Genomic DNA, 26289 nt, shown 5'->3' on the forward strand with positions numbered 1-26289 from the left:
AAATAATTTACTTAGAAGGATATATATTTTGAGAGATACTTTTAATGTGGTATTCATCAGATATCACCTATTAAAGAAAAATACATTATTATTCCAGGGCTTTTATCCATTTGATAATCCAAAGGGATACAGCCTTGTTTGTGAGATGAATGGCAAGCCATATGATTTGGATTTGACTATCAACGAAGGTAATGAAGTTCGTCGTAGATACATTGCCGCTCACAAAAGTGTTTCCAAGGAATACGTTGGTGAGATTAACTTGCCAGAGGATTTGCGCCAGGTAAAGAGCCTGAAGCTTATCTGTGTTCTTGGGGAAGCAGGAGATAAAAATCAGGTTCGTTCAGTGGTTTACAAGGCCACTGGCAAGGATTTGATTAAGCTTAAAAAAGAGTACGAATACAATCTTGAGCGTGCAGCAGTCACAGACGACAAGATTCAGATTCTTGGTTGGGCAATCGGAAATGTTCCAGAGGAGTTCCATCTTTATGATGGCGATAAAGAAATCCCAATCTCAGTTAAGCGTATGTTCAGAAAAGATGTTTACGGAGTTTATCCAGAGCTTACTGAGAAATGTGATTCTGGTCTTGAGATTGTTTTTGACAAGGGCGATTATAAAAAGCTTCGTATGACAATCACTGCAAATGGTCAGGTTTACGATTGCAAGGTTGATACAGAGCACGTTCTCACTGGAGGCAATCTTCTTCCAAAGAAGACACTTTGGGAGCGTATCGAGCTTTACCGTCAGGACAACGGTCTTGGGGCTACAATCAAGCATGCCATCGATAAGCTGAAGGATGCAGATGCTCCTAAATACACATACATGGATTTCCTTACAAGCTTTGGCCCTACAGAGGTAGAGCTTCAGCGTCAGCGTGATGAAAAGTTCGAATACAATCCACTGATGAGTATTGTTATTCCAATGTATCAGACTCCTGAGAAATTCCTTGTGGAGCTCATCGATTCAATCGTTGCACAGACATATCCAAACTGGGAGCTTTGTCTGGCAGATGGAAGCCCTGATGAAACATTGGGACAGTTCATTAATAAAAAATACGGTTCTGACAGCAGAATTAAATACACTCACCTGAATGACAATCTTGGTATTTCAGAAAATACTAATGCAGCCATTGCACTTGCAACTGGTGACTACATCGTTCTTTCTGATCACGATGATACACTTGCTCCAAATGCAATGTACGAGTGTGTTGCTGCAATCAACAAGGACCGCAGCATAGATGTTATCTACACTGACGAGGACAAAATCTCAATGGATTCCAAGGAATACTTTGAGCCAGTCTTCAAGCCGGATTTCAATCTCGACTTACTTTGTTCAGTTAATTACATCTGCCATCTTTTCATCTTCAAGCGTAGCTTGTATGACACAGTTGGTGGATTTAATAAAGAGTACGATGGAGCTCAGGATCACGATTTGATTTTGAGATATTGCGAGGCTGCAAAGAACATCCATCATGTGCCAAAGGCACTTTATCATTGGCGTAGTCATGCAGCATCTACAGCCATGAGTGCAGAGAGCAAGCTTTATGCTTTCGATGCTGGTTGCAAGGCTGTTCAGGCTCACTACGACAGAATGGGCATCCCAGCAAAGGTTGAGCAGGATACTTTCTACGGCACATACCGCACAGTTTACAACTGGGGCAAGGAGCCACTTGTTTCTATCATCATTCCAAACAAGGATCACACAGATGATTTGGACAAGTGCATCAAATCTATTGACGCCCGTAGCTCATACAAAAATATTGAGTTCATCATTGTAGAAAACAATTCTACAGAGCCAGAAACTTTCGAATATTACAAGAGCATCGAGAATCGTCCTGATGTAAAAATCGTTCGCTACGAAACACCAGGCTTCAACTTCTCTGCAATCAACAACTGCGGTGCCAAGGCAGCCAGCGGTGAGATGTATTTGCTTTTAAATAATGATACTGAAATAATCAATGAAAACTGCATCAAGGAAATGGTAGATGTTTGCCTTCGCCCTGATGTTGGTATATGTGGTTCACTCCTTTATTATCCAGACAACACAGTGCAGCATGCCGGTGTTGTTATGGGAATTGGCGGTATCGCTGGACACACATTTGTTGGCCTTGAAAGAAGCGAGCCAGGATACATGTTCCGTGCAGTAACTACTCAGGATTTATCTGCAGTTACAGCAGCTTGCCTGATGGTACGCAAGGATGTATTTGAAGAGGTAGGCGGACTTACTGAAGAATTGGCAGTTGCCTTTAATGATGTAGACTTCTGTATGAAGGTTCGCGATAAAGGCTACTTAGTAGTTTACAATCCTCACGCAGAGCTTTATCACTACGAGTCAAAATCTCGTGGATACGAAGATACAGGCGAGAAGGTAGCTCGTTTCAATTCAGAAGTAGAAAAGCTTGAAAAGCTTTGGCCTGATATTTTAGAAAAAGGCGATCCATATTACAATCCTAACTTGTCGATTCTCGACGGATGGTATCGATTAAAAGAAGAATAATAATTTGTGTACAATAATATTTATGTGAGCCAGTAGACAGCAAGCTCTAATATTTCTCAAGCGAGATGTTCTGTCGAGCGGAGAAATCATTAGGCTTGTAGGCGTAACTGGCGGACTAGGAGATTATTATGAATAGAAAAATTGCAGTAGCTGGTACAGGTTATGTTGGACTTTCAATAGCTACACTTTTGGCACAGCACAATCACGTAACAGCAGTTGATGTTATTCCAGAAAAGGTTGAATTAATTAACAATAGAAAGTCTCCAATCGTTGATACAGAGATTGAAGATTATCTTGCAAACAAGGAGCTTGATTTAACAGCTACTCTCGATGGAGAGGCTGCATACAAGGACGCTGAATTCGTAGTTATCGCAACACCTACAAACTACGACAGCACAAAGGATTATTTCGATACATCTGCAGTAGAAGCAGTTATCGAGCTTGTTAAGAAAGTAAATCCAAATGCATTCATGGTTATCAAATCTACAATTCCTGTAGGTTACACAAAGCGTATCCGTGAAAAGATGAGCTCTGACAAAATCTTATTTAGCCCAGAGTTCCTTCGCGAATCTCGCGCTTTATATGACAACCTTTATCCAAGCCGTATCATCGTGGGTACAGATGAAAATGATGCTGAGCTTACAAAGGCTGCTCACGAGTTTGCAGCACTTCTTCAGGAAGGCGCCATCAAAGAAAACATCGACACACTCGTAATGGGATTCACAGAGGCAGAGGCTGTAAAGCTTTTCGCTAACACATACCTTGCTCTCCGCGTCAGCTACTTCAACGAGCTTGATACATATGCAGAGACAAAGGGCCTTGATACACGGGCTATCATCAAGGGCGTTTGCCTTGATCCACGTATCACAGACCAGTACAACAACCCATCATTCGGTTACGGTGGATACTGCTTACCAAAGGATACAAAGCAGCTTCTTGCAAACTACAACGATGTTCCACAGGAGCTTATCCGTGCAATCGTAGAGTCAAACCGTACACGTAAGGATTTCATTGCTGACCAGGTTCTTAAAAAGGCTGGCTACTACGGCTACGAAGAGGCCAACCAGTACAGCAAGGAAGCCGAAAAGGAAGTTACAATCGGTGTTTACCGCCTTACAATGAAGTCTAACTCAGACAACTTCCGTCAGTCATCAATCCAGGGCGTTATGAAGCGTGTAAAAGCCAAGGGCGCTACAGTAGTCATCTACGAGCCAACCCTCGAAGACGGCACAACATTCTTCGGTTCAAAGGTCGTTAACGACCTTTCAAAGTTCAAGGCCATGAGTGATGCAATCATTGCAAACCGCTACGACACATGCCTCGACGACGTAAAAGACAAAGTATACACCAGAGACGTATTCTCTAGAGACTAATAAACAAACAATGTTATAAATAAGTGGACTGATGAGGGTTCTCAACCTAGAACCTCTCATCAGTCTATTTTTTTTTTCAAAAAAATGTAAAAAAGTGATTAAACCGTTGAAAATACTGGACTTGGCGGTATTGACAAGGGGGTGGCAAGGGTGTATATTAAACTAACTAATAAATAATCTGAAAATATTACAAAAAGAGGGTGAGATTTGAGATTACTTGATAGTATAATGTTAAATTGGCAGATGCAGCACCAGAAAGCATTTATTTATAGAAAGGAATTGAGTATGAAAAAGTTTGTAAAAAGAATGATGATGTTTGCAGTAGTAGGAACTTTACTTGTAGGCTATAGCACAAGTGCAAAGGCAGCCAATATAGGTTATGCCAATGTAACTCAGGATACATTAAATGCAGCTAATGTAGCCCACTCGTATTATGGTAATAAGCTTCCTCAGGAGGCTGTAACACTTGCAGAATTAAATGCAAAATACTATGCAGATGCAATTATGGCTGACCCTACGCTTGTAACAGATTATGACAGAATTAATGCTGCAGCATATGTGGTAAGTCTACATTGTGCAGCGTCACAGTATGGTTCAGATGATTTAAAGGCTTACAAGTCCCCAGCAGGTCCTTTCGTTTACGGAGTATATACATGCGCAGGCTCCACAAGAGCTCTTGGCAGAATCCTTGATTACATGGGCTACAATTGGTACCACGTAAATGAAAATGAAAACAAGCACCAGTGGTGTGTAGTTGAAATGGACGGACAGATTGGATTTGCCGATGGCATGGGCGGCTTTGCAGGCTATGGAGAGATGGTAAATGGAATGACTCTTCCAGACGGACAGGTCATAATGTTTGCAGAGTAAAGGAGTTGTGAAATATGAAGAAACGGACGCCTAGTGGCGTCCGTTTCCGCTATCGTAGAGTTTTTGGATTTCTGGTGGAAGCTTGTCGGGGAGCATGGCATTGATGCGGTCTTCGCTGCCGTCTGCGATGGCTTGGTCGTAGTACCAGCATTTGTATTTAAGCATGTCTAGGGTCTTTTGAAGGTTTGCTATTTCGGCTTCCACAGCATCACGGCGGGCTTCAAAAAGAGCCTTTCTGTCGGCGTAGGTTTCGGCACCCTTGGTGGTCATATCCATAAACTGCTTGATTTCTTTTATTTCTAAGCCGGAGCTTTTTAGGCATTCGATGATGTGGAGAGCTCCGATTTCTCTATCTGAAAATTTCCTGATTCCAGATTGGCGTTCCATGTTAGGAAAGAAGCCTTCTTTGTCGTAGTATCTAAGTGTGGATACAGGTATATTAAACATTTCTGAAACTTGTCCAATTGAGTACATAGATATTCCTCCAAATTTTTTTTAAATTAAAGCTTGACCTAAAGTTAACTTTAGGTATTAACATACAACCATCGTATCACGATTTTGAAATAAATTCAATTTATAATAGCAAATGGAGGTATTTAAAATGATTAAGGTTGAGAGTTTAAATTTAGTAACAGATTGGGATAAGACATTTCCAAAGAGCGACAAAGTGGATCATCAGAAGGTTACATTTGTAAACCGCTATGGCATCACTCTTGCAGCAGATATGTATGTGCCTAAGAATGCTGAGGTCAAGCTTCCAGCAATTGCAGTATCTGGCCCATTTGGTGCTGTAAAGGAGCAATGTTCAGGCTTGTATGCCCAGACTATGGCAGAAAGAGGTTTCCTTACAATTGCATTTGATCCATCATTTACAGGTGAGTCTGGTGGAAATGTTAGATACATGGCATCTCCTGATATTAATACAGAAGACTTCATGGCTGCAGTAGATTTCCTTTCATTAAATGAAGAGGTAGATCCTGATAGAATCGGTATCATTGGTATTTGTGGTTGGGGCGGTATGGCACTTAATACAGCAGCTCTCGATACCAGAATTAAAGCAACTGTAGCCGCTACTATGTACGACATGACAAGAGTTAATGCAAATGGCTACTTCGATTCTGAGGATAATGAAGAAGCTAGATATCAGAAGAAAGCTGCTATGTGTGCACAGCGTCTGGAGGATTTGAAAGCAGGAGAATATAAGCTTGGAGGAGGAGTTGTTGATCCACTTCCTGAGGATGCCCCATTCTTTGTTAAGGATTACTATGATTACTACAAGACTGACAGAGGATACCATAAGCGTAGCCTTAATTCTAACGGTGGATGGAATGTAATTGGATGTGAATCATTCATGAATCAGCCAATATTAAAGTATACAAACGAAATCAGAAGCGCAGTTCTAATTATTCATGGAGAAAAGGCTCATTCCCTTTATTTTGGAAAAGATGCTTATGAAAATATGGTAAAGGATAGCAAGTACACATCAAATAAGGAACTTATGATTATTCCAAATGCAAGCCATACAGATCTTTACGATGGTGGCGATAACAACTATATCCCATTTGATAAGCTTCAGAGCTTCTTTGAGGAAAATTTGAAGTAATTATAATATTGACATTTGAGGATACAAGCCGTACTCTATTAGTCGCCTAGTTAATTAAAACAAGGATTAATATTATAGGGTAGGTAAATAATATGAATGTTAAATCCGTAATCAAAGAACTTTTCATTCTTACAATTGCCATAATAATTATAGGTGCGGCGGTATTCTTTTTCCTTATGCCAAGCCATGCAGCAGTTAGCAGTATTTCAGGATTGGCCATTGTGTTAACCAATTTCATACCATTTTCAGTTTCGCAAATCACCATGGTTTTGAATGTGGTATTGCTCATAATTGGCTTTATCACTTGCGGTCCAGAATTTGGCTATAAGACAGTCTATACATCAATTCTGCTTCCTGTTGTAATTGGTGTATTTGAAAAAATGTTGCCAGGTTATACATCTCTTACAAACGATGCTACTCTCGATGTTGTTTGCTACATATTTGTAGTTAGTATCGGTAGCGCGATTTTGTTCAATAGAAATGCGTCATCAGGTGGATTAGATATTATTGGAAAGATTTTAAATAAATATTTCCGTATCGATATTGGAAAAGCCATGTCTATTGCGGGACTATGCATAGCATTGTCTTCGGCACTTGCATATGATTCAAAGACAGTTGTTTTAAGTATACTTGGAACATATTTGAATGGAATGGTGCTTGATCATTTTATATTTGACCAGAAATTAAAAAGACGTGTATGTATAGTTTCACCATATGAAGCTCAAATTAGAGATTACATTCTAAATGAGCTTCACAGTGGTGCCAGCGTTTACAAGGTGACAGGAGCTTACAGAATGGAAGAGCACAATGAGATTATCACTATTGTTGATAAAGGCGAATTCCAAAAGCTCATGGCCTATATAGATAAGGTAGACCCAAAAGCATTCGTTACTGTTTATAAAGTTAGCGATATGCAATATCAATCTAAAAGTATGCCGGAAAGGGTGTTTTAGTCGTCATTACGACTTACTCTGCTTACAATCAAAACTAATCTAAGTAGTTGAAGGATAGTAGTAAATAAAGCTGCCACATAGGTAAGCGCTGCTGCCTTCAACACTTTTTTTGCACCTCTATGCTCATCCTCTTCTAATAATCTATCCTCATCGAGAATTCTAAGTGCACGCGCACTAGCATCAAATTCCACTGGAAGAGTAATCAACTGAAAAATAACTACAAATGAAAAAAGGTAAACACCAAGCTCTGCAATTGTAGAGTACCCTAGTAAAAGACCGATGAGAATAATTGGCCATGAAACTTTTGAACCAATATTCGCTAGAGGTACAGAAAGGGCGCGAAGCTTAAGTGGTGCGTATGACTCTTTATGTTGGATGGCGTGACCGCATTCGTGAGCGGCTACACCGATTGCAGCGACACTTGTCTGCCCGTAGGTTGCATCGGAAAGACGAAGTACTTTTTCATTTGGTGAATAATGATCAGTCAGATTCCCTCTTATACGTTCTATTTTTACATCATAGATGCCAGCGGAGTGAAGTATATGTTCTGCCACTTGATTAGATGTAAGTCCTCGATAATTTCTAATTCTATTGTACTTGCTAAATGTGCCCTGAACATTCATAGATGCAAGCGCACTGATAGCAGCACCTATCAATACAAGAATAAGTGTTGGATCTATGCCATAACCGTATCCATATCCGTAGTACATTATTATTCCTCCTATTAATAATCTTTTTTATTAGTATAAATCTATCCACTGATTTTTACTAATTAAAAAGTCTAAAAAGATTATTAATTTAAAGGATGTCAGGATAAAGCAAGGCTTTTGGTTGTTTAAATTGACATTGTGTCAGCGAGATGGTATAGTATAGATAATTGACATGGTGTCATCGGATTGGAGGGGTTTTATGAGCATAGCAGTAAATCTTAGATATAAAGGTGAAAATGGGGCAGCAAAGAAATTTGCTGAGGAAATGATAAGCAGTGGTACTGTTCAAAAAATCAGGGAAGAAGCAGGTAATCTCCGCTATGAGTATTACACTTCATTCGATGATCCTGAAACAGTATTGTTGATAGATAGCTGGGAAAACCAGGAAGCAATTGATGTGCATCATGCATCACCTATGATGGCTAAAATTGCAGAGCTTAGAGAGAAATATGATTTGCACATGACAGTGGAGCGTTTTACTTCAGATGCGCTTCCTGAGCAGGATCAGTCATTTATAAGAAAGTAGTGGTGGCCAAATGGCAGTTGAATTAAAAGAAACTATTGATAAACGTAGAGAAGAAATAATGGATGCTTGCGAAAAGCTTTATGAAACAAAAGGCTTTCATAGTATCACAATAAAGGATATCAGCACAGAAACCAGCTTTTCTCGTCCATCTATCTATAATTATTTCCAAACAAAAGAGGAAATATTCCTGGGCATTCTTACTAGAGAATATTTAAAGTGGAACGAAGCCTTGAGGAAAATTATTGATGGCGGCAAGAAGCTTGATGCAGATAATTTGGCTAAGGCCATTGCAAAGACAATGGAGGATAGAAAAACACTTCTAAAGATATCTGCAATGAACCTCTACGAGATTGAGGATAACAGCAGACTGGAATTATTGGCAGAGTTCAAAAGTGCTTTCAAGGAATCTGTAGATATTTTCGAAGAGTGCCTGGCAAAAAATTTAGAGGGGATTGATAAGAAAAAATGTGAGCAGATTCGATATGCATTCTTCCCTTACATGTATGGCATCTATCCTTATGTTTACCCTACTGACAAGCAGATGGAGGCTATGGACCAGGTAAAGCTGTCATATGCAAAGACTACCATCTACAACATGTCATACGAATTTTTGAAATTGATTTTTGAATAAATAATAAACTAAAATAAAAAATATAAAATGATTTATAGGAGGGTATCTATGGCATCAAAAGTTTATTTTATTAAGGATGTTACAGCTGAGGCTGTAGTAAAAATGTACGATAAGCTTGGAATCACATTGCCGGGTAAGGTTGCCGTAAAGGTGCATTCTGGTGAGGAAGGTAATCAGAATTATCTAAAGCCTGAATTCTGGAAGCCAATGGTAGAGCATGTGAACGGCACTATTGTAGAGTGCAACACAGCCTACGAAGGTGAAAGAAACTACACAGATAAGCATATCAAATTATTAAAGAGACATGGCTGGAATGAGTTTTTTGATGTTGATTTGATGGATGCTGAAGGACCAGATATCGAAATTCCAATCAAAAACGGTACCCATCTTAAGACTGATATAATGGGAAAGAACTTCCTTAACTACGATTCTATGCTTGTGCTTTCGCATTTTAAGGGCCATCCAATGGGAGGCTACGGCGGAGCATTAAAGCAGCTTTCAATCGGCTGTGCATCATGTGCAGGAAAGGTACAAATCCATTCAGCTGGCAAATATAATAAAGCCAGCGAGCAGGATATTGTTTGGAACGACTTGCCAGAGCAAAACGCTTTCCTTGAAAGTATGGCAGAGGCTGCATCTGCAGTAGTCGATCACTTCGGCAAGAACATTGCATTTATCAATGTTATGGCAAACATGTCTGTAGACTGTGACTGCTGTGCAGTAGCTGAGGACCCATGCCTTAAGGATATTGGTATCCTTGCAAGCTTGGATCCGGTTGCAATCGATAGAGCTTGCCTAGATTTAGTATATGCTTCAAAAGATGTTGGGCGTGACCACTTCCTTGAGAGAGTTACATCCAGAAATGGCGAGCACACACCTGCTACAGCTGCAAAGCTTGGCGTAGGAAGTCTTGAATATGAATTAATTGAATTATAGGATATAGGGAGGCTGATTAATCAGCCTCCTTTTATTTTTGATAAAGCACTCTGATGATGATAAAATATATAAATATTTAGTGATTAAAGAAAGGTTATTATGAACGAAGCAATTGTTACATTAAAAAAAGGCGAGGGCCGTACAATTAAGGCTGGAGGCGCTTGGATATTTGATAATGAGATAGACTCAGTTATGGGGTCTTTTGAAAATGGAGATATAGTTGTTGTCCATGATTTCGATGGATACATGATGGGACGAGGTTTCATCAACACTAATTCCAAGATTCGTGTCCGCATGATGACACGAAAAAAGGACCAGATAATTGATGATGATTTCATCAAAATGAGAGTGCAGAATGCCTGGGATTATCGTAAAAACGTATTACTTGAGAAGGATTTGAACTGCTGTAGAGTAATCTTCGGAGAGGCTGATTTCCTTCCGGGGCTTGTTATCGATAAGTACGATGATGTGCTTGTTGTGGAATCACTTGCACTTGGCATAGATAAGTTTAAGCTGCAGATTGTAGATTACCTTAAAGAGGTTATGGCTGCAGACGGATTTAGCGTGCGCGGTGTTTATGAGCGTAGCGATGCAGCAGTCCGCAAGAAAGAGGGCTTAGCACCATATAAGGGATTTATCGGAGACGAGTTTGATACAAACGTAGAAATCGTCGAGAATGGTGTTCACTACATGGTAGATGTGGTAAATGGACAGAAGACAGGTTTCTTCCTTGATCAGAAATATAATCGTCTAGCTATTCAGCGCCTTTGCAAAGGTAAGAAAGTTTTGGATTGCTTTACTCACATGGGAACTTTTGCTCTTAATGCTGGAATCGCAGGAGCGGCAGACGTAACAGGTCTTGATATATCAGAGTTTGCTGTATCTCAGGCTACAGCAAACGCAAAGCTTAATGGCTTGGGTTCAACTGTCAAATTCCGTCAGGCCAATGTTTTAGATGAACTACCAAAGCTTGCAGAAGCTGGAGAAAAGTACGACGTTGTAATTCTTGATCCACCTGCTTTCACAAAGTCGCGTGAGGCTACAAAGAACGCAATGAAGGGCTATCGTGAAATCAACATGAAGGGCCTTAAACTTGTTAAGGACGGTGGCTACCTTGCTACATGTTCATGCTCACATTTCATGACTCAGGAACTCTTCGTAAAGGTAATTGGCCAGGCTGCACAGGCTGCCCACAAGCGCCTTCGCCAGGTAGAATTCCGCACACAGGCTCCAGACCATCCAATCCTCTGGGCCGCTGACGAAAGCTACTACCTCAAGTTCTTAGTGTTCCAGGTTGTTGACGAGAAATAAAGAGAAAAAGGGACTCTTGTTATGAAGAGAAAAGAAATCTTAACAGTTAACGTAAAACTTACAAAGTTTGATGAAGTGAAAGGTCAAAGTGGAGAAGCACTGATGATTCACTTTGATGGAGATGCTACCGGGGAATATTTCAATGGAATTATTCTTCCAGGCGGTGTGGACACCCAAAAAGAAATAAAAGGCAGTGCCAGAGTTTTATCAGCTAGATATATTATTGAAGGAAAAGATTTCAAGGGGAATGCATGTAAAATCTTTGTAGAGAACAATGGCTCATTTGATGAAAATGGAAATATTGTTACTCATCCAACTATTCTTACGGATAGCGCCGATTTAGGTTTTTTGGAGACTGCTGACATCACTGGAACGATATCGGATATTCCTGGTGGAGTACAGATACATTTGTGGATGGAAGATTCAGAGGAATTATGAAAAAGAAATTATTAATTGGATTTATAGTAATTCTTATAGTGTTAGCATGCGCTGTGGTGCTCTTTTATCATAAGTCTGCTGAATCATATGATTCTGAGCCGGAAGTAGAGGAAGAGATGCCTGCAACCGAAGAGCCTGCGGAAGAAGATACACCTGAAGTGACATCTGAAGCTGCTACTTCGGTTGAATCTGATAATCAACCACAAGAATCTACACAACCAGGAGAAACAAAAATGACTACCACAAATGTAAAAGACACAGAGAACTTTTATGGAATAGAATTCACAGAGGATAGCGAGATCTTCGCACGAATCAAAGGAAAATCCTACAAGGATGACTGCACAATTCCAGTATCGGATTTACGATACCTTCACGTGCTCCATGTAGGCTTTGATGGACAGACTCACGAGGGCGAAATCATCTGCAACAAATCTATAGCGGAAGATCTACTTGAAATATTCGAAGCATTATACGAGGCTCAGTATCCAATCGAAAAAATAAAGCTTGTAGACGAATACAATGCAGAGGATGAAGCCTCAATGGCTGACAACAACTCTTCATGCTTCAACTTTAGATTCATCAGCCACACCACAAAGGTCTCAAACCATGGTGCGGGCTTAGCTATCGACATCAACCCTTTGTACAACCCATACGTCAAAACCGTGGACGGCGCCCTCAGCATCGAACCAGCCAACGGCGCACCATACGTAGATCGCAGCGCCGACTTCCCATACAAAATCGACGAAACGGACTTGGCCTATCAGCTCTTCACAGCCCACGGCTTCACCTGGGGCGGCGCCTGGACCTCCTCCAAAGACTACCAACACTTCGAAAAAGCAGACTAGGTGGCCACCTAGTCTGCGTAGTGCAGCAGGAAGAATGGTAGGCTTCCGTAGTACATGAGGAAGGCAAAGGCAAGGGCCAGGATGTAGATTAGTGTGTTGTACAGTAGGCGGCGTCGGTAGGTTGGGAAGTCGCCGGAGATTGTGGTGACGCCGGTGCTTGGTTCGAATCCGTTGTCTGCGTGCATGCCAAGGAATAGTAGGGCTACGGCCAGTGCGAAGATTGGCATGAATGGCATGTAGTAGCGTGATGCGAAGCCTCCAAGGTAGCCACGGCTTTGGAATGAGCCGTAGGCGCTTTTAAACTGGTAGAGGAATGTAACTATCAGTGAAATCCATCCTGCGATGACTGGTAGGCTGAGCTTGCCAGCACATTTCTTTACAGCAGGTGTGAATACAAGTGCTGGGATTACCCAGAGGATTTCGTATGGTATGGCTGTGAGGCTGTATATGTAGGTTTTTGTGAAACGGTATACAGATTCGATGCCGGACCAAGATAGGAAGAATCGCTCCATGTAGTAGGAAATGTATTGGGCGAAGTCGTAGGTGCGACGCTCTGATTCGGCAACGTAGTATATCGTATTTTCGAAGTATTCCTTTGAGGAGATAAGCTCCAATGAAGGATGTAAAGTTCCATAGCGAGAGTAAATGATTCCGTAGTAGGCGATAGCTATGGCGTATATTGGTAATGATATGAAGAAGGCCTTGCAGATAAGTGGTGCGAGGCTTTTTTCTTTTATCATGGTTGCGATAAGTACGATAAGTGCCATTACGATGCACAGAATGGCAGCTGTGAGCTTTGTCAAAAGTGATGCTGTGATGCCAAGTGCTACTAAAACATAAGTTAGTATGTTGCGTTTGCCTTCACTGAATCTTATCAATCCAAGGATGCAAAGTGCTGCAGTTGTAAGTGTAAGTGCATCATTTGTTACGGCGCAAAGCTCATATGAAAGCATTGGTATTGATGATACAGTCATTGCGTAGACAAGATGAAGCCATGGCATATCCTTTGATAATCTGGAGTAGCCGATGTAGAAAAACAGCAAAAGTCCAATGATGCTGATGCCTAAGCTGAAGTATCGAAGCTGCATTTTTTGGATGGTAATAACTACATCTGATTCTGTAGGAGAAAAGCCACCAGCAAGACGCATGATGTGATAATAAAGAGGTGGGTGGCATAGATAGTTAACAAGATCTTCCATGTAAGCATAGTTTGGAATTTCCGACCATTTCATAACAACATTGCTGAAGATGTGCATGTCTTCGAAATGAGGAATTATCTCACCTGTGCTTTCCAGGTAATAAACATATGCAATATGGGCTGATTCATCTGGCGATGTGTCAGGAACATAGTTGGCGTAAAAGACGCCTGCACTTGCAGTGAATACTAAACAAAACAGGTATATAAAAGCTATAAATGCCTTTCTGCCTTTTACGTTGATTGCAAAATAAAAGGCAGCAATAGCTAATATAAAAAACACTGCAATTAAAATGTAAGCTACTAATTTCATTATTTTTTAACTCCACTCAATTTACTTGAAATCTTATTAATAACTGACTTAGCATTCTCAATGAAGAATGAATCAGCAAGTATAAGCAAAAGAATAAAATATACTGCGGCTCCGCTGACAATCATGATAAATGTTGCGATGATTGTGTTTGGCAGGAGACGACTTTCTACTATAAGTAATAGTAACATCATAGCTGCAGAGAATAAATACTTTGGTATTGGCGCTATGATGCGCTTGATTTCCAGCTCTTTTCTAATGACGAATAGCTGGATGATAGCGATTGATGCTTCGGCGATGACAGAAGCGATTGCAGCTCCATAAGAGCTAAGCTTTGGTATTAACATCAGGTTGAAGCAGAAGTTGATAACTGCTCCGTAAAGCACTGTCTTTGTGTATAAGTTTTCCCTTTTTGTAGGAACTAAATATTGGATGCCTGTTACATTGTTGATTGAGATGGCCACTGTGATAGCTGAAACAATCTTTAAAAGCACGATTACTTTTTCATAGCCTGGGCCGTAGAACCAAGGAATGAAATTGTCGGCAATTCCAAATAATCCAAACATAAGAGGCAGGCCTAAAAACCATGCAAATCTGTAGGCCTTGTACATGGCATTTCTAATGGCATCCTTGTTGCCTTCTTCAAAGTATCTGCCAATGCGAGGAACCATAACTGTGGACATTGATGTGACAAGTACCAGCACCATTTTTGTGATTCGCATAGCCTGTTCATAGTATCCGTTTTCAGTACTGCCACCGTTGATGAGGCGAATCATAATCTTGTCTAGATACTGATATATTTGAACAGCAATAGTTGGCAAAAACAATCCTAGAATCACGTGAGTATCAGCAAATGGTGTAAGCTCGGATTTTGAAATCCTTGTAAGATATTTTGGAAGGTACGCCCAAAGTGAAACGTGTCCGGCCATGGTGATGATGGCAGTGGCTGCAGTATAGAGGGCCAGGTCGTTTTCATCTTTGATAAGAGTAAAAACCATTGCCAGGTTTATTAATCTGAAAATGGCATTACGTCCAACGATTTTGCCGAATTCCTCCAAGCCTTGGAAGAACCATGATGTATCACAGGCAACATTGATTATTTCGATGAACTGAATGATGTAAATAATCATCCATTCTGGTCTTAGGGCAAAAACAAAGATGCCGTAGATTAATAGGAATATTGCAGTAGAGGTACATCTGAAAATTACTGTGTTCCAAAATACCACCGAGCGTCGGTGGGCATCAGCCTGCACATATGAAATCTCACGCTGACCATAAGTAGATGTGCCCAAGGTGGCAAAAATAATGAAAAATGCAGCAATGGCAGTTACGTAAGAAAAAACACCGATGCCATCTACGCCCAGCACTCTGGAAATGTATGGTGCAGTCAGAAGAGGTGTGATAATAACAAGTAACTGATATGCTACATTATATATATAATTCTTTTTTACGTTTTTCTCTTTCATTAAAATATAGTCCTAAAGGTATTATAGTTTTCCAAGTAGTAGAATTAGTCGAAGCATAACTTCTCCTGAAAAACTTCTGCGAAGATGCTTTGGGTAAAATGTCTTTTTGAAAATCTTACTTGAATTGAAAGTATCCAAAAAATGTTTTATTGAAGTATCAACCTGGCTGTAAAACAATTCAGAAAAGCATTTTAACATCTGCCTTGTTCGAGGACAGAAATCACCATTTAAAACCTTATCTACTCTCCATTTAATCTTTTTGATGATGCCTAGATTTGTGGATGATACTGCGTCGCTGTGGCGTCTATATTTGGCTAAAGGCTTTTCACTGTAAATGATTTGACCATTTAATCCAAGGGCAATTAAAGTGACCCACTTATCATGATAATAAATATCTTTGGAGTAATTGTTATCAAATGAAAGCTCAGCAAGCTTTCTGTTTATCATCATGGTGAAACCGGGAAATACTCCTTCAAAGAAAAGATTCTCGAAGGTGACATCAGTCATAGGATTAGTTTCGTTGAAAGTGCCGGTCACATTCAACACATCATCACATATATAGTAATTAGACGCAAAAAGAATAGGTGTATCTGAGTTAGCCTTTTCAAAATAAGACAAAGCTACTTCCAATTTATCCTCTTCCCAATAATCATCCTGATCACAAAAAGCAAAATAAGAAGCATCACTATTTGTAAGAGCATATTTGGCGATGGTGCTAAAGCTTTCTCCGAATCCTAAATTTGTATTTGTATCTTCTGAAACATCGTTGATGACAACAATTCGTGAATCTGTAGAAGCTAAATTATGAATGATGTTTAATGTGTCATCACTAGAACCGTCATCTCGAATATATAAAACAAAGTCTGAAAAAGTCTGTTTCAGTATGCTTTGTATTTGTTCGGTAATATATTTTTGCCCATTGTAAGTGGACAATAAAACTGAAATGGTTGCCATAAAAGCGCGCCTTTCACATGTAATTAAATATAAACTATTCTAAAACAATACCCTAGGCAATGCAAGGAATGTGCAAGTGTGGTATACTTATACAAACTGTGTTGTCAGGGATTATAATATGGAACAATTTAGTCAACTGGATTCCCTCATTAAGGGGAAGAAGGTTCTTTATATAACAACTAAAAATTTAGATTATATCAGAGTTTCCCAAGAGATTAATTATCTATCTCGCCTTGCATCAAAGGTAGAGATAATCGGAAGCAAATCCTCTAGCTATCCAAAGCGCCTTGCATTTGTGTTTGCTAGCTTGTTCAAAAAGTCCATGAAAGACATTGATATTGTATTTGTGGGATTTGCTCCTCAGCTTATTATGCCTTTTTTCTCTTGGAAGTTTAAAACAAAGACTGTCATCATCGACTTTTTTATTTCTGTATATGACACCATGGTGCTTGATAGAAAGAAGTTCAAAGATGGCGGCTTCCTTTCAAAGTTCTGCCATCGCCTTGATGAAAGTACACTCAAAAAGGCAGATTACATAGTCTGCGATACAAAGGCACACGGTGAGTTTTTTGCAGATGAGCTTGGGGCTTGCCAGGAAAAGCTTAGGGTTCTATATCTTGAGGCTGATGCAAGCATCTATTATCCAAGGGATAAAAAGACATCGGATTCACAGAAAAAGGTTTTGTATTTTGGATCTATTCTAAATCTTCAGGGAGTGGATGTGATTTTAGATGCACTGAAGCATTTCAAGGATGATACAGATATTTCATTTGAAATAATTGGTCCAGTGCCAGCGGCTATGGACAAACCAATCCAGAATAATATATCTTATATAAACTGGCTCAGTCAGCAGGAGTTGGCAGAGCATATCGCTCAGGCAGATTTATGCCTGGCAGGCCATTTTTCAGGAACCATCGATAAAGCTAAGAGGACAATTCCTGGAAAGGCATACATATATCAGGCAATGGGCAGGCCTATGATACTTGGTGATGGCCCAGCCAACCACGAGCTGTTCACACTAGACAGCAGCCATATTTTTGTAAAAATGGGAGATTCTACAGCGTTAGCTGAAGCAATAAAAGATTTTTTCGATTATGAGTGAAATAAAAGAATATAAGCAACCTACTAACAAAATAGAAAAAGGATTACTTTATCTACAGCATTATGGCTTTAAAAAGACTGTGGCAAAGACAGTTAGAAAGCTTATGAAACACGACCAGGAGCACTACAGCTACAGACAGTTCCTTAAAGAAAATCCAATTACAAAAGAAGAATTAGATAAGCAAAAGCATACTGTTTTTAAATACAATCCAGTTATCAGTATCGTAATTCCGTTATATAACACAAAGGAAGAATTCCTTATAGAATTAATTCAGTCCTTCACAGCTCAAACTTATCCACACTGGCAGCTTTGCCTTGGTGATGGCAGCCCAGAGGAAGGCTTGAAGGATATCATTCTAAAGGCTACCGATGGTACTTGGGATGAAAGAATCATCTATAAAAAACTAAGTGATAATACAGGTATTGCAGGCAATACAAACGCAGCAATGGAGCTTGCTACTGGAGACTATATCGGATTTACGGACCACGATGATCTTATCACTCCAGATGCAATGTACTATATTGCAAAAGCTTTAAATGAAGACGATACAATCGAGGCTATCTATTCTGACGAAGATAAAATCGACATGGAGGGCAAAGAATATTTCCTTCCTCACTTCAAGTCAGATTTCAATATTGATTTGCTTTGCTCTCACAACTACATCACGCATCTTTTTGTAGTTAGAGCGGACATTGTAAAAGAGAGTGGCGGAATTCTCTCTGAGTTTGACGGTGCACAGGACCACGATTTCGACCTTAGGGTTTTGGAAAAATGCACCAATATATATCACATTCCTAGGGTGCTTTACCACTGGAGATGTCATCCAGATTCAACTGCAGATCATCCAGAGGCAAAAATGTATGCCTATGAAAATGGTCGACGTGCAGTTGAAAATCATTACAAGCGCCTTGGAATACCAGCTCGCGTAGAGCTTGATACTCACCTTGGATATTACCGTACAATCTATCAGTGGCCAGATTCACCACTTCTTTCAATTGTGATTCCAAACATGAATCACGTAGAGGATTTAAAGGCATGCATTGATAGCATCGTTGAGAAAAATGATTATCCAAATGTGGAGTTCGTAATTGTAGAGAATAATTCTACAGAAGAATCAATCAGAAACTACTACACACAGCTTGAAAATAGAACAGATATTAAAGCGAAGGTTGTTGATTTTACAAAAGAACATCCAGACACCATGGGAGTATTCAATTATTCTGCTCTTATGAATTATGGAGTTGCTCACGCTGATGGTGAGTACATCCTGATGCTCAACAACGACACTCGCATGATTAATGCTGACAGCATTTCAGAGATGATGGGATTCGTTCGCAGAGGTGATGTAGGTGCTGTTGGTGCAAGACTCTATTTTGGAAACAACACTGTACAGCATGCCGGCCTTGTACTTGGCCTTGGCGGAGTTGCCAACTCACAGTTCTTAGGAAGTGGCAGAGAGCAGGTTGGCTATTTCTACAGAAGCACTTGCGTCCAGGATTTATCAGCTCTTACAGGAGCATGCTTGCTTACTAGCAAGTCAGATTTTGAAGCAGTTGGAGGATTTGACGAAGGCCTTGCAGTTGCCTTCAACGACGTAGATTTTTGCTTGAAGCTTCGTGCCAAGAATTTACTGTGCGTTTACACTCCATTTTCAGAGTGGTATCATTTAGAGTCGGTGAGCCGAGGACTGGACCTTGAGGATGATGGAAAAAAGGCTCGTATGGAATCAGAGACAGAGTACTTTATGTCAAAGTGGCAGTCAGTGCTTGATAAGGGAGATCCATACTACAACCCAAACCTATCACTCACCAAATTCGACTATTCATTTAGAAGTAAGGAGTAGCTATGAAATTAATCATTCAGATTCCATGCTACAACGAGGCAGAGACACTTGAGATAGCCTTAAATGATTTGCCTAAGCATATTGATGGAATCGATGAAATTGAATATTTAATTATAAATGACGGAAGTGCAGACAACACTGTTGAGGTTGCAAAACGTTGGGGTGTACATCACATCGTTAATCTCCGTCGTAACAAAGGACTTGCTTATGGATTTATGGCAGGTATTGATGCTTGCCTTCGCCATGGAGCAGACATTATCGTAAATACGGATGCAGATAATCAATATGTCGCAGACGATATAGAACTTTTAGTTAGACCAATTTTAGAGGGACGCTCAGATATTGTTATTGGTGCAAGACCAATCGATGAGACAGAGCATTTCTCACCACTGAAAAAGAAGTTACAACACTTCGGAAGCTGGGTGGTTCAGAAAGCCAGCAACACAGATATCCCTGATGCTCCTAGTGGATTTAGAGCATATTCAAGGGATGCAGCCATGAGGCTCAACGTTACAAACGATTATACATATACACTTGAGACTATTGTGCAAGCGGGGCGCAATAAAATCGCTCAGACCAGTGTACCAATCCGTACCAACGGCGAGCTTAGACCATCAAGACTGTTCAACAGCATGATGGGCTATGTTAAAAAGTCCATGGTTACTATACTTAGGGCTTATTTAATGTATCAGCCTTTGAAGACATTCAGTCTTTTGGCTATAATACCATTTATTGTTGGATTAGGGGTTATCATCAGATATTTGGTATATGTTTCAATGGGTAATTCAGCGGGACATGTTCAGTCACTTATACTTGGCTGTACTCTTTTAATCATGGGATTCATTTCCCTAATGATTGCGCTCATTGGTGATCTTCTTGCAAAGAATCGTAAGATTTTGGAGGATATTGAGTACCATACAAGAAAGATGGATTACGATGGGGTGAATAATAAAGATGGATATAAAAAGGAGAATAACTTATAATGTTAAATAAGGAAAAAGCACTCGAGATACTGAGGGAGAATAATCAGGAACACGTAATGAATTTCTTCGACCAGCTTCCTGAGGAAAACAAGACAGAGTTTCTTAATCAGATTGAAAATATTAATTGGCCAGACTTCAAGCTTATCGGTTCAAACGAAGCTGCAGCAAGAGGAGAGTTTAGCGTTCCTCCAGCAGTAAGTATTTCTGAAATTGCAAAGAAGCACGATGAGTTCGAAGCAATCGGATTAGAGGCAATCAAAAAAGGCGAAGTAGCAGCAGTTCTTCTTGCAGGTGGAATGGGCACTCGTCTTGGTTTTGATTTACCAAAGGGATGTTTTAATGTTGGCGAAACAAAAGAGCTCTACATTTTCCAGTGCCTTATCAACAATCTTATGGATGTTGTTAATCAGGCAGGTTGTTTTGTCCCTCTTTATATTATGACAAGTGAAAAGAATGATCAGGCTACACGTGACTTCTTCGCTGAGCATGATTATTTTGGATACAATCCTGAGTACGTTAAGTACTTCATTCAGGATATGGCTTGTGCTGTTGATTACAATGGCAAGCTTCTTCTTGAGGAGAAGGGCCGTCTTGCTACATCACCAAACGGAAATGGTGGTTGGTATGCATCAATGGTAAAGGCAGGCCTTGATAAGGAAATGAAGGCAAAGGGTGTTAAGTGGATTAACATCTTTGCAGTAGATAATGTATGTCAGCGAATTGCAGATCCAGTATTTGTTGGAGCTACAATTGCAGGCGGATACGAAGCAGGCTCAAAGGTTGTTCGCAAGGTAGATCCACAGGAAAAAATGGGTCTTCTTTGCCTTGAGGACGGCAAGCCATCAATCGTTGAGTACTACGAAATGTCAGATGAGATGGCAGAGGCAAGAGCAGAGGACGGAAGCCTTCTTTACAAATACGGCGTTATCCTCAACTACTTATTCTCACTTGAGAAGCTTGATGAAATCGTTAACAACAACATGCTTGTACACGTTGTTGAGAAAAAGATTCCACACATCGATGCTGATGGAAATCATGTTTCACCAGAAGAACCAAACGGCTACAAGTTCGAGCTTTTAGTTCTTGATATGGTTCACATGATGGATTCAAACCTTGCATTCGAGGTAGACAGAGTACACGAATTTGCACCAATCAAAAATCTTCACGGTGTAGATTCAGTAGACAGCGCAAAAGAATTGCTTAAGAAAAATGGAGTTATACTCTAACTAAAGGTGGCTTAGCTGCCTAGGTTAAAGGAGAAAGACTTGTACAAAAAAAAGAAGCGTTCCTGGGTAAAACATTTGGATTTTATAATCCTTGATATGATTGCTGCGGAGCTGGCACTTTTTATTGGTGTTTATATCAAGTTCCACAGCGTAATCTTTTTGGACCGTTTTGAATGGTACAACCTCTATCAGAGTTTGGCAAAAATATTGCCATTCATTGATTTGACAGGTGTACTTTTTACCGAGACTTACACAGGAATATTAAGAAGAACAAAATATCAAGAAATTACTTCCACTGTATGGCACAGCTTGATAAACTTCCTTGGCGTATTACTTTACATGTATGCCAACCAAACATCATACTACTACTCACGATTTGCTTTAGGCGCTTTCGGTGTAGCGATGATTGTTGTTACATACATCGTCAGAGTTTTCTGGAAGAGAATCATTCGCAGAAGAAAGCTTTTGGATGTCAACAAAACATCAATGGTGGTTGTTGCAGAGTCCACCACAGTGGATCATTGTCTTTCAGAAATTGCTCACAGCCCATACACAGAGTTTAAGGTTGAGGGCGTTGTAGTTGTTGATAAAGATATGACTGGTCAGGAGATTCAGGGCATTCCAGTAGTCGCAAATGCGGATAGCCTTTTTGAATACCTCAGGACAAATGTAGTAGATGAAATTTTCCTTGATGGTAACACTAGAGCTAGCGAGGAAAGCTTGGCAGGACGTTTGGTTGAGCAGGGACTTACAGTTCACATGTCCTTGATTCACACAAACAATCTTATGCCAAATCGTATTATGGAAACATATGGCGATTATGTTGTACTTACAACAAGTATGCATATTGCCAACAATAGACAGGCGTTCCTAAAGAGATTGATGGATATTTGCGGCGCAATCGTAGGATTGGTTTTAGCATTTATTGCTTTTGTTATTTTTGCACCAGTTATAAAGCTTCAGTCTCCAGGACCAGTATTTTTCACTCAGACACGAATCGGAAAAAATGGTCGTAGATTTAGATTCTACAAATTCAGAACCATGTACATTGATGCTGAAGAGCGCAAAAAAGAGCTTATGTCTCAGAACGAGATGAAGGGAAATATGTTCAAGATGGAAAATGACCCACGTGTCACACCAATCGGACATTTCCTTAGAAAGTATTCTATCGATGAGTTACCTCAGTTCTGGAACGTTCTAATCGGAGAGATGTCTCTTGTTGGAACAAGACCACCACTTGAAGAGGAATACGAAAACTATGCTCTCCATCACAAGGCTAGATTGTCAATCAAGCCAGGCCTTACAGGAATGTGGCAGGTTAGCGGACGTAGCGACATAAAGGATTTTGAGCAGGTAGTTGCTCTTGATACAGAATATATATCTAATTGGTCTCTTGGATTAGATATCAAGATAATATTTAAGACTATAGCTGTTGTTTTTGGCGGAAAGGGCTCGAAATAGTGGCGGATACATATTTTTCTTTGGTCATCTGGACTATAGATACGGATATGGATTATTTCAAAGATTGTCTAGAGTCTATTGATGAGCAGGAGTACCGTAATTTTGAACTTTATATACTAGATAATAATCCTTCCAATGCCATCGAAGTTACCATTAAGGAATTCTTCCCTGACATTGTAGATAAGGTTCATTATCGTCGACTGAAAAAGAAATCTGGAGGTGCCTATGCGTATAACATAGGCGCCCATTTTGCAGAAGGGGATTATCTAGTTTATTTAGGACAGCACGATCGATTAAGTCTTAAGACTTTATCATTTTTAAATGAAAAGATTTCACAGCTGGACAATGACAGTATCGTATATACGGATAATGATGAAATTGTTGGCCAGGATAGAATGAACCCTCATTTTAAATGTGATTTCAACAAAGAACTATTATTGCAGACAAACTATATCGGTGAGTTTGTTGCAATTGCAAGGAATGTTTATAACCGATTGGGAGAATTCAATGAAAAGGCTCAGACTGCCTATATCTATGAATATCTTCTTCGGGCAGCATTCAAAAAAGAATCTATAGAGCATATTCCATCTCTTTTGTATCACAAACGTACTTCAGACAAGCTTCTTACTAAGGAGCAAAGAGCCGAAGCTAATTTTTATTGCAAGGAGCATATGGCACTTGCTATATCTTATCTTCGCCAAACAGGAGTTATTGCAGAGGGACGTATCGATGCATCTCTAAAGAAATGGCATTTGGATTACGATGAAACATCCTTTAGGCGTTTCTCCAAAGATTACATGTTCTTTAAAGAGGAGGATGTTAAGCTCTACACAAGAAACAATGCTAAGAAAATGTATGCATATCTGAATCAGCCTGATGTGGCCGTAGTAGGTGCTCGCTTTATAGATAGAGGCTTCACCTACGACAATGTGGGATATGTGTTTGATACAGATGGTGCCTGGTATCCAGCATTTCATGGCCAGCGTATTTTCAGAGACAGTTATGAAAACCTGGCTAGTATGCCAAGGGACGTAGCGATGGTAGATGCAGGCTGTTGCATGATTGATGCAAAGGTGTATCGAATGCTTCATGGTTTCGACACCAGACTTTCTGGTCAGGATGCAATGTTTGATTTTTGTCTTAGAGCAAAAGCCAGAGGATTTAGAACAATAGTCATTCCAAAAGTTATTGCTAGAAAAAAGAACAGAGTGACAATAACATCCACCGATTCTCATGAAATATTGATGGAAAAACATGGTGAAATCATTAAGAATGGTGACACATTTTACAATAAGAATTTACCGGTTGGTATGGAAAATTATATATTGCCGGGAACACAAGAGTAAAAATGATAAATTTTTACCTCGTTTTTTATAGAATGTGACAGAAATAATTCAGATTTCTTGACAATTAATTAAGCCATAGAGTAGACTAGCATAGTTAAATTTAATTTAAGATGGGAGTAATTATCCGATGAGTAATTTTGAAGATTACGATTTAAGAAGAAGTTCGGGTTCAACTAGAAGCGCAAGACCTACAAACAGAACTTCTGCCAATAGAGCATCTGGTAGACCAGCAACAGGAAGACCAGTATCTAGATCATACGGTAGAGATGCTGATATTTCTCCAGATCTTTCATTGGACGATGAAATCGATTTATATGATTATGACTTACAGAGTGAATCAATGAGCGCTCGCAGACCTAGTGGTAGCCACAGTGCAAGTGGAAGCAGACCACGTAGCTCAGCAAGCTCGCACAGAACTTCAGCAGCTGCTGCTCATTCATCTTCTGCTAAGAGAAAAAAGAAGCCTTCTTCTTCTCACTCAAGCAGCAGACCAACTAGAAGCTCATCTTCATCTAGAGGAAGAAATGTTCCTAGTGGACGCAAGGGTTCAGGAAGAAACGGCAAGAAAAAGAAGACAAGAAGAACAATTATTGTTGTTGAAATCGTAGTATTGTTGCTTCTTTTGCTTATCTTCTTCTTCTGGAACAAATTCGGCAAGGTTAACTGGGACAACATCAACATGGATGAAATCGAAGTTAACAACCTTGATACAGAGACAGAAGAGTTGTTAAGTAACTACACCACACTTGCATTGTTCGGTGTTGATAACCGTTCTAATGGTAACCTTGATAGTGGTAACTCAGATACAATCATTCTTGTTTCTATCAATAACGATACAAAAGAAGTTAAGATGGTTTCTGTACAGCGTGATACATATCTCCAGATTACAGAGGGCACATACAGAAAATGTAACTACGCATACAACCATGGTGGTGTTGAGACTGCTATCAGCATGCTTAATACTAACCTCGACCTTAAGATTTCTGGTTACGTATCAGTTGACTTCTACGCACTTGCTACTATCGTCGATGACTTAGGCGGTTTGGAGCTTGAAATCACTCAGAAGATGATTGACACAGACAACCCAGAGACACATCAGAACGCTCTTGCAGGTTATATTGCAGAGGTTGAGAACGTACTTAACTACTATCCAAACGAAGAGGATGGATGGAAGTATTCAGACTGCTACTTCGACAGCCCAGGAACATACACACTTAACGGTGCACAGGTTGTTGGTTACTGCCGTAACAGATACGCAGTAGATAACGATTACGGTCGTGCTGAGAATCAGCGTGCTGTTATCAAGCAGATTATTGAAAAAGCAAAGAAAGCTAATGTGGCTACATTAAATGATATTGCAAATGATGTATTCCCTAGCATTTCAACAAGCTTGTCACTTTCACAGGTGCTTTCAATGGCAGCATCAGTTGGTGATTATGAGATTTCTGATTCAACAGGATTCCCATTTGCACTCAACTCTACTACAATTAGCAAGACTACTGGTTCAGTATTGGTACCATGTACACTTTCATCAAATGTTTCGCAGTTACATGAGTTCTTGTATGACCAGACTGATTACGATCCTACTGACGATATGGTTGATGTTATTAGCGACCACATTGTTAATGAAACAGGATTCACGGAAGATAGTGCGACAATCACACAAACGACGGATTAATATATCGATAAAGTTCATTCACAGGGACTGGCCTT

23 protein-coding genes are annotated in these 26289 nt (G+C 39.9%); 18 read left to right on the forward strand and 5 right to left on the reverse strand.

The window, feature by feature from the left end; all coding sequences use genetic code 11:
* The first annotated feature begins 28 nt into the window (after positions 1-28).
* From T375_RS04245 to T375_RS04255, 3 genes are all read left to right on the forward strand, one after another.
* Positions 29-2494, forward strand: coding sequence for a glycosyltransferase family 2 protein (locus T375_RS04245; protein WP_044935437.1), 2466 nt, complete (start codon positions 29-31; stop codon positions 2492-2494).
* A 128-nt stretch (positions 2495-2622) separates the two neighbouring features.
* Positions 2623-3867: a nucleotide sugar dehydrogenase gene (locus T375_RS04250; RefSeq protein WP_044935440.1), complete on the forward strand. Its 1245-nt coding sequence runs from the start codon at positions 2623-2625 to the stop codon at positions 3865-3867.
* Between the two features lie 285 nt (positions 3868-4152).
* Complete coding sequence (locus tag T375_RS04255) at positions 4153-4737, forward strand: hypothetical protein (RefSeq protein ID WP_143063556.1); 585 nt, start codon at positions 4153-4155, stop codon at positions 4735-4737.
* 30 nt (positions 4738-4767) lie between these two features.
* On the opposite strand, the gene T375_RS04260 is transcribed toward T375_RS04255, so the two are convergent.
* Positions 4768-5211, reverse strand: coding sequence for a MerR family transcriptional regulator (locus tag T375_RS04260; protein WP_044935443.1), 444 nt, complete (start codon positions 5209-5211; stop codon positions 4768-4770).
* Positions 5212-5338: 127 nt separating this feature from the next.
* On the opposite strand from T375_RS04260, the gene T375_RS04265 reads away from it, so the two are divergent.
* Both T375_RS04265 and T375_RS04270 read left to right on the forward strand, forming a co-directional pair.
* A complete protein-coding gene (locus T375_RS04265) occupies positions 5339-6340 on the forward strand; it encodes an alpha/beta hydrolase (RefSeq protein ID WP_044935446.1) in 1002 nt (333 codons plus the stop codon).
* 92 nt (positions 6341-6432) lie between these two features.
* Positions 6433-7293: a YitT family protein gene (locus T375_RS04270; protein ID WP_044935448.1), complete on the forward strand. Its 861-nt coding sequence runs from the start codon at positions 6433-6435 to the stop codon at positions 7291-7293.
* On the opposite strand, the gene T375_RS04275 is transcribed toward T375_RS04270, so the two are convergent.
* Positions 7290-8003, reverse strand: coding sequence for a zinc metallopeptidase (locus T375_RS04275; protein WP_044935450.1), 714 nt, complete (start codon positions 8001-8003; stop codon positions 7290-7292). The genes T375_RS04270 and T375_RS04275 overlap by 4 nt on opposite strands.
* A gap of 199 nt (positions 8004-8202) precedes the next feature.
* Here T375_RS04275 and T375_RS04280 point away from each other — a divergent pair, with 199 nt between their 5' ends.
* The 6 genes from T375_RS04280 (at position 8203) to T375_RS04305 (ending at position 12690) form a co-directional block, all read left to right on the forward strand.
* On the forward strand, positions 8203-8529 hold the full coding sequence (locus T375_RS04280; RefSeq protein WP_044935452.1) for a putative quinol monooxygenase: 327 nt from the start codon (positions 8203-8205) through the stop codon (positions 8527-8529).
* 10 nt (positions 8530-8539) lie between these two features.
* Positions 8540-9160 carry a TetR/AcrR family transcriptional regulator gene (locus T375_RS04285; protein ID WP_044935455.1) on the forward strand — a complete coding sequence of 207 codons (621 nt, stop codon included), beginning with the start codon at positions 8540-8542 and terminating at the stop codon, positions 9158-9160.
* A gap of 48 nt (positions 9161-9208) precedes the next feature.
* Complete coding sequence (locus tag T375_RS04290) at positions 9209-10096, forward strand: DUF362 domain-containing protein (RefSeq protein WP_033151858.1); 888 nt, start codon at positions 9209-9211, stop codon at positions 10094-10096.
* 99 nt (positions 10097-10195) lie between these two features.
* Positions 10196-11407, forward strand: a complete 1212-nt coding sequence (locus tag T375_RS04295; protein ID WP_044935461.1) for a class I SAM-dependent rRNA methyltransferase — start codon at positions 10196-10198, stop codon at positions 11405-11407.
* 21 nt (positions 11408-11428) lie between these two features.
* Positions 11429-11845: a DUF3237 family protein gene (locus T375_RS04300; protein WP_044935465.1), complete on the forward strand. Its 417-nt coding sequence runs from the start codon at positions 11429-11431 to the stop codon at positions 11843-11845.
* Positions 11842-12690, forward strand: coding sequence for a M15 family metallopeptidase (locus T375_RS04305; protein WP_242839262.1), 849 nt, complete (start codon positions 11842-11844; stop codon positions 12688-12690). The genes T375_RS04300 and T375_RS04305 overlap by 4 nt, the downstream gene beginning before the upstream one ends.
* A gap of 8 nt (positions 12691-12698) precedes the next feature.
* On the opposite strand, the gene T375_RS04310 is transcribed toward T375_RS04305, so the two are convergent.
* From T375_RS04310 to T375_RS04320, 3 genes are read right to left on the reverse strand one after another with little or no spacing between them, the layout of a single operon-like run.
* Positions 12699-14198: a hypothetical protein gene (locus T375_RS04310; RefSeq protein WP_044935467.1), complete on the reverse strand. Its 1500-nt coding sequence runs from the start codon at positions 14196-14198 to the stop codon at positions 12699-12701.
* A complete protein-coding gene (locus T375_RS04315; RefSeq protein ID WP_044935470.1) occupies positions 14198-15661 on the reverse strand; it encodes a flippase in 1464 nt (487 codons plus the stop codon). The genes T375_RS04310 and T375_RS04315 overlap by 1 nt, the downstream gene beginning before the upstream one ends.
* Positions 15662-15682: 21 nt before the next feature.
* Positions 15683-16615 (reverse strand): glycosyltransferase family 2 protein, encoded by a 933-nt coding sequence (locus tag T375_RS04320; protein ID WP_049960288.1) that lies wholly within the window; start codon positions 16613-16615, stop codon positions 15683-15685.
* Between the two features lie 118 nt (positions 16616-16733).
* Here T375_RS04320 and T375_RS04325 point away from each other — a divergent pair, with 118 nt between their 5' ends.
* The 7 genes from T375_RS04325 to T375_RS04355 all read left to right on the forward strand — a co-directional run bounded on the left by T375_RS04325 (position 16734) and on the right by T375_RS04355 (position 26254).
* Complete coding sequence (locus T375_RS04325) at positions 16734-17717, forward strand: glycosyltransferase (protein WP_044935473.1); 984 nt, start codon at positions 16734-16736, stop codon at positions 17715-17717.
* Positions 17710-19560, forward strand: coding sequence for a glycosyltransferase family 2 protein (locus T375_RS04330; protein WP_049960289.1), 1851 nt, complete (start codon positions 17710-17712; stop codon positions 19558-19560). Before T375_RS04325 ends, T375_RS04330 begins: the two co-directional genes overlap by 8 nt.
* Positions 19561-19562: 2 nt before the next feature.
* Entirely contained in the window at positions 19563-20543 is a 981-nt protein-coding gene (locus tag T375_RS04335) for a glycosyltransferase family 2 protein (RefSeq protein ID WP_033151807.1), read from the forward strand.
* The gene (locus T375_RS04340; protein WP_044935476.1) at positions 20543-21769 is read left to right on the forward strand and encodes a UTP--glucose-1-phosphate uridylyltransferase; all 1227 of its coding nucleotides are present in this window, start codon (positions 20543-20545) and stop codon (positions 21767-21769) included. The genes T375_RS04335 and T375_RS04340 overlap by 1 nt, the downstream gene beginning before the upstream one ends.
* A 39-nt stretch (positions 21770-21808) precedes the next feature.
* Entirely contained in the window at positions 21809-23230 is a 1422-nt protein-coding gene (locus T375_RS04345) for a sugar transferase (protein WP_044935479.1), read from the forward strand.
* A gap of 47 nt (positions 23231-23277) precedes the next feature.
* Entirely contained in the window at positions 23278-24576 is a 1299-nt protein-coding gene (locus T375_RS04350) for a glycosyltransferase family 2 protein (RefSeq protein ID WP_155952430.1), read from the forward strand.
* A 127-nt stretch (positions 24577-24703) separates the two neighbouring features.
* A complete protein-coding gene (locus T375_RS04355) occupies positions 24704-26254 on the forward strand; it encodes an LCP family protein (RefSeq protein WP_049960290.1) in 1551 nt (516 codons plus the stop codon).
* Positions 26255-26289 lie beyond the last annotated feature (35 nt).

Origin of the sequence: Pseudobutyrivibrio sp. LB2011 (assembly GCF_000701765.1) — a bacterium.
Taxonomy (GTDB): domain Bacteria; phylum Bacillota; class Clostridia; order Lachnospirales; family Lachnospiraceae; genus Pseudobutyrivibrio; species Pseudobutyrivibrio ruminis.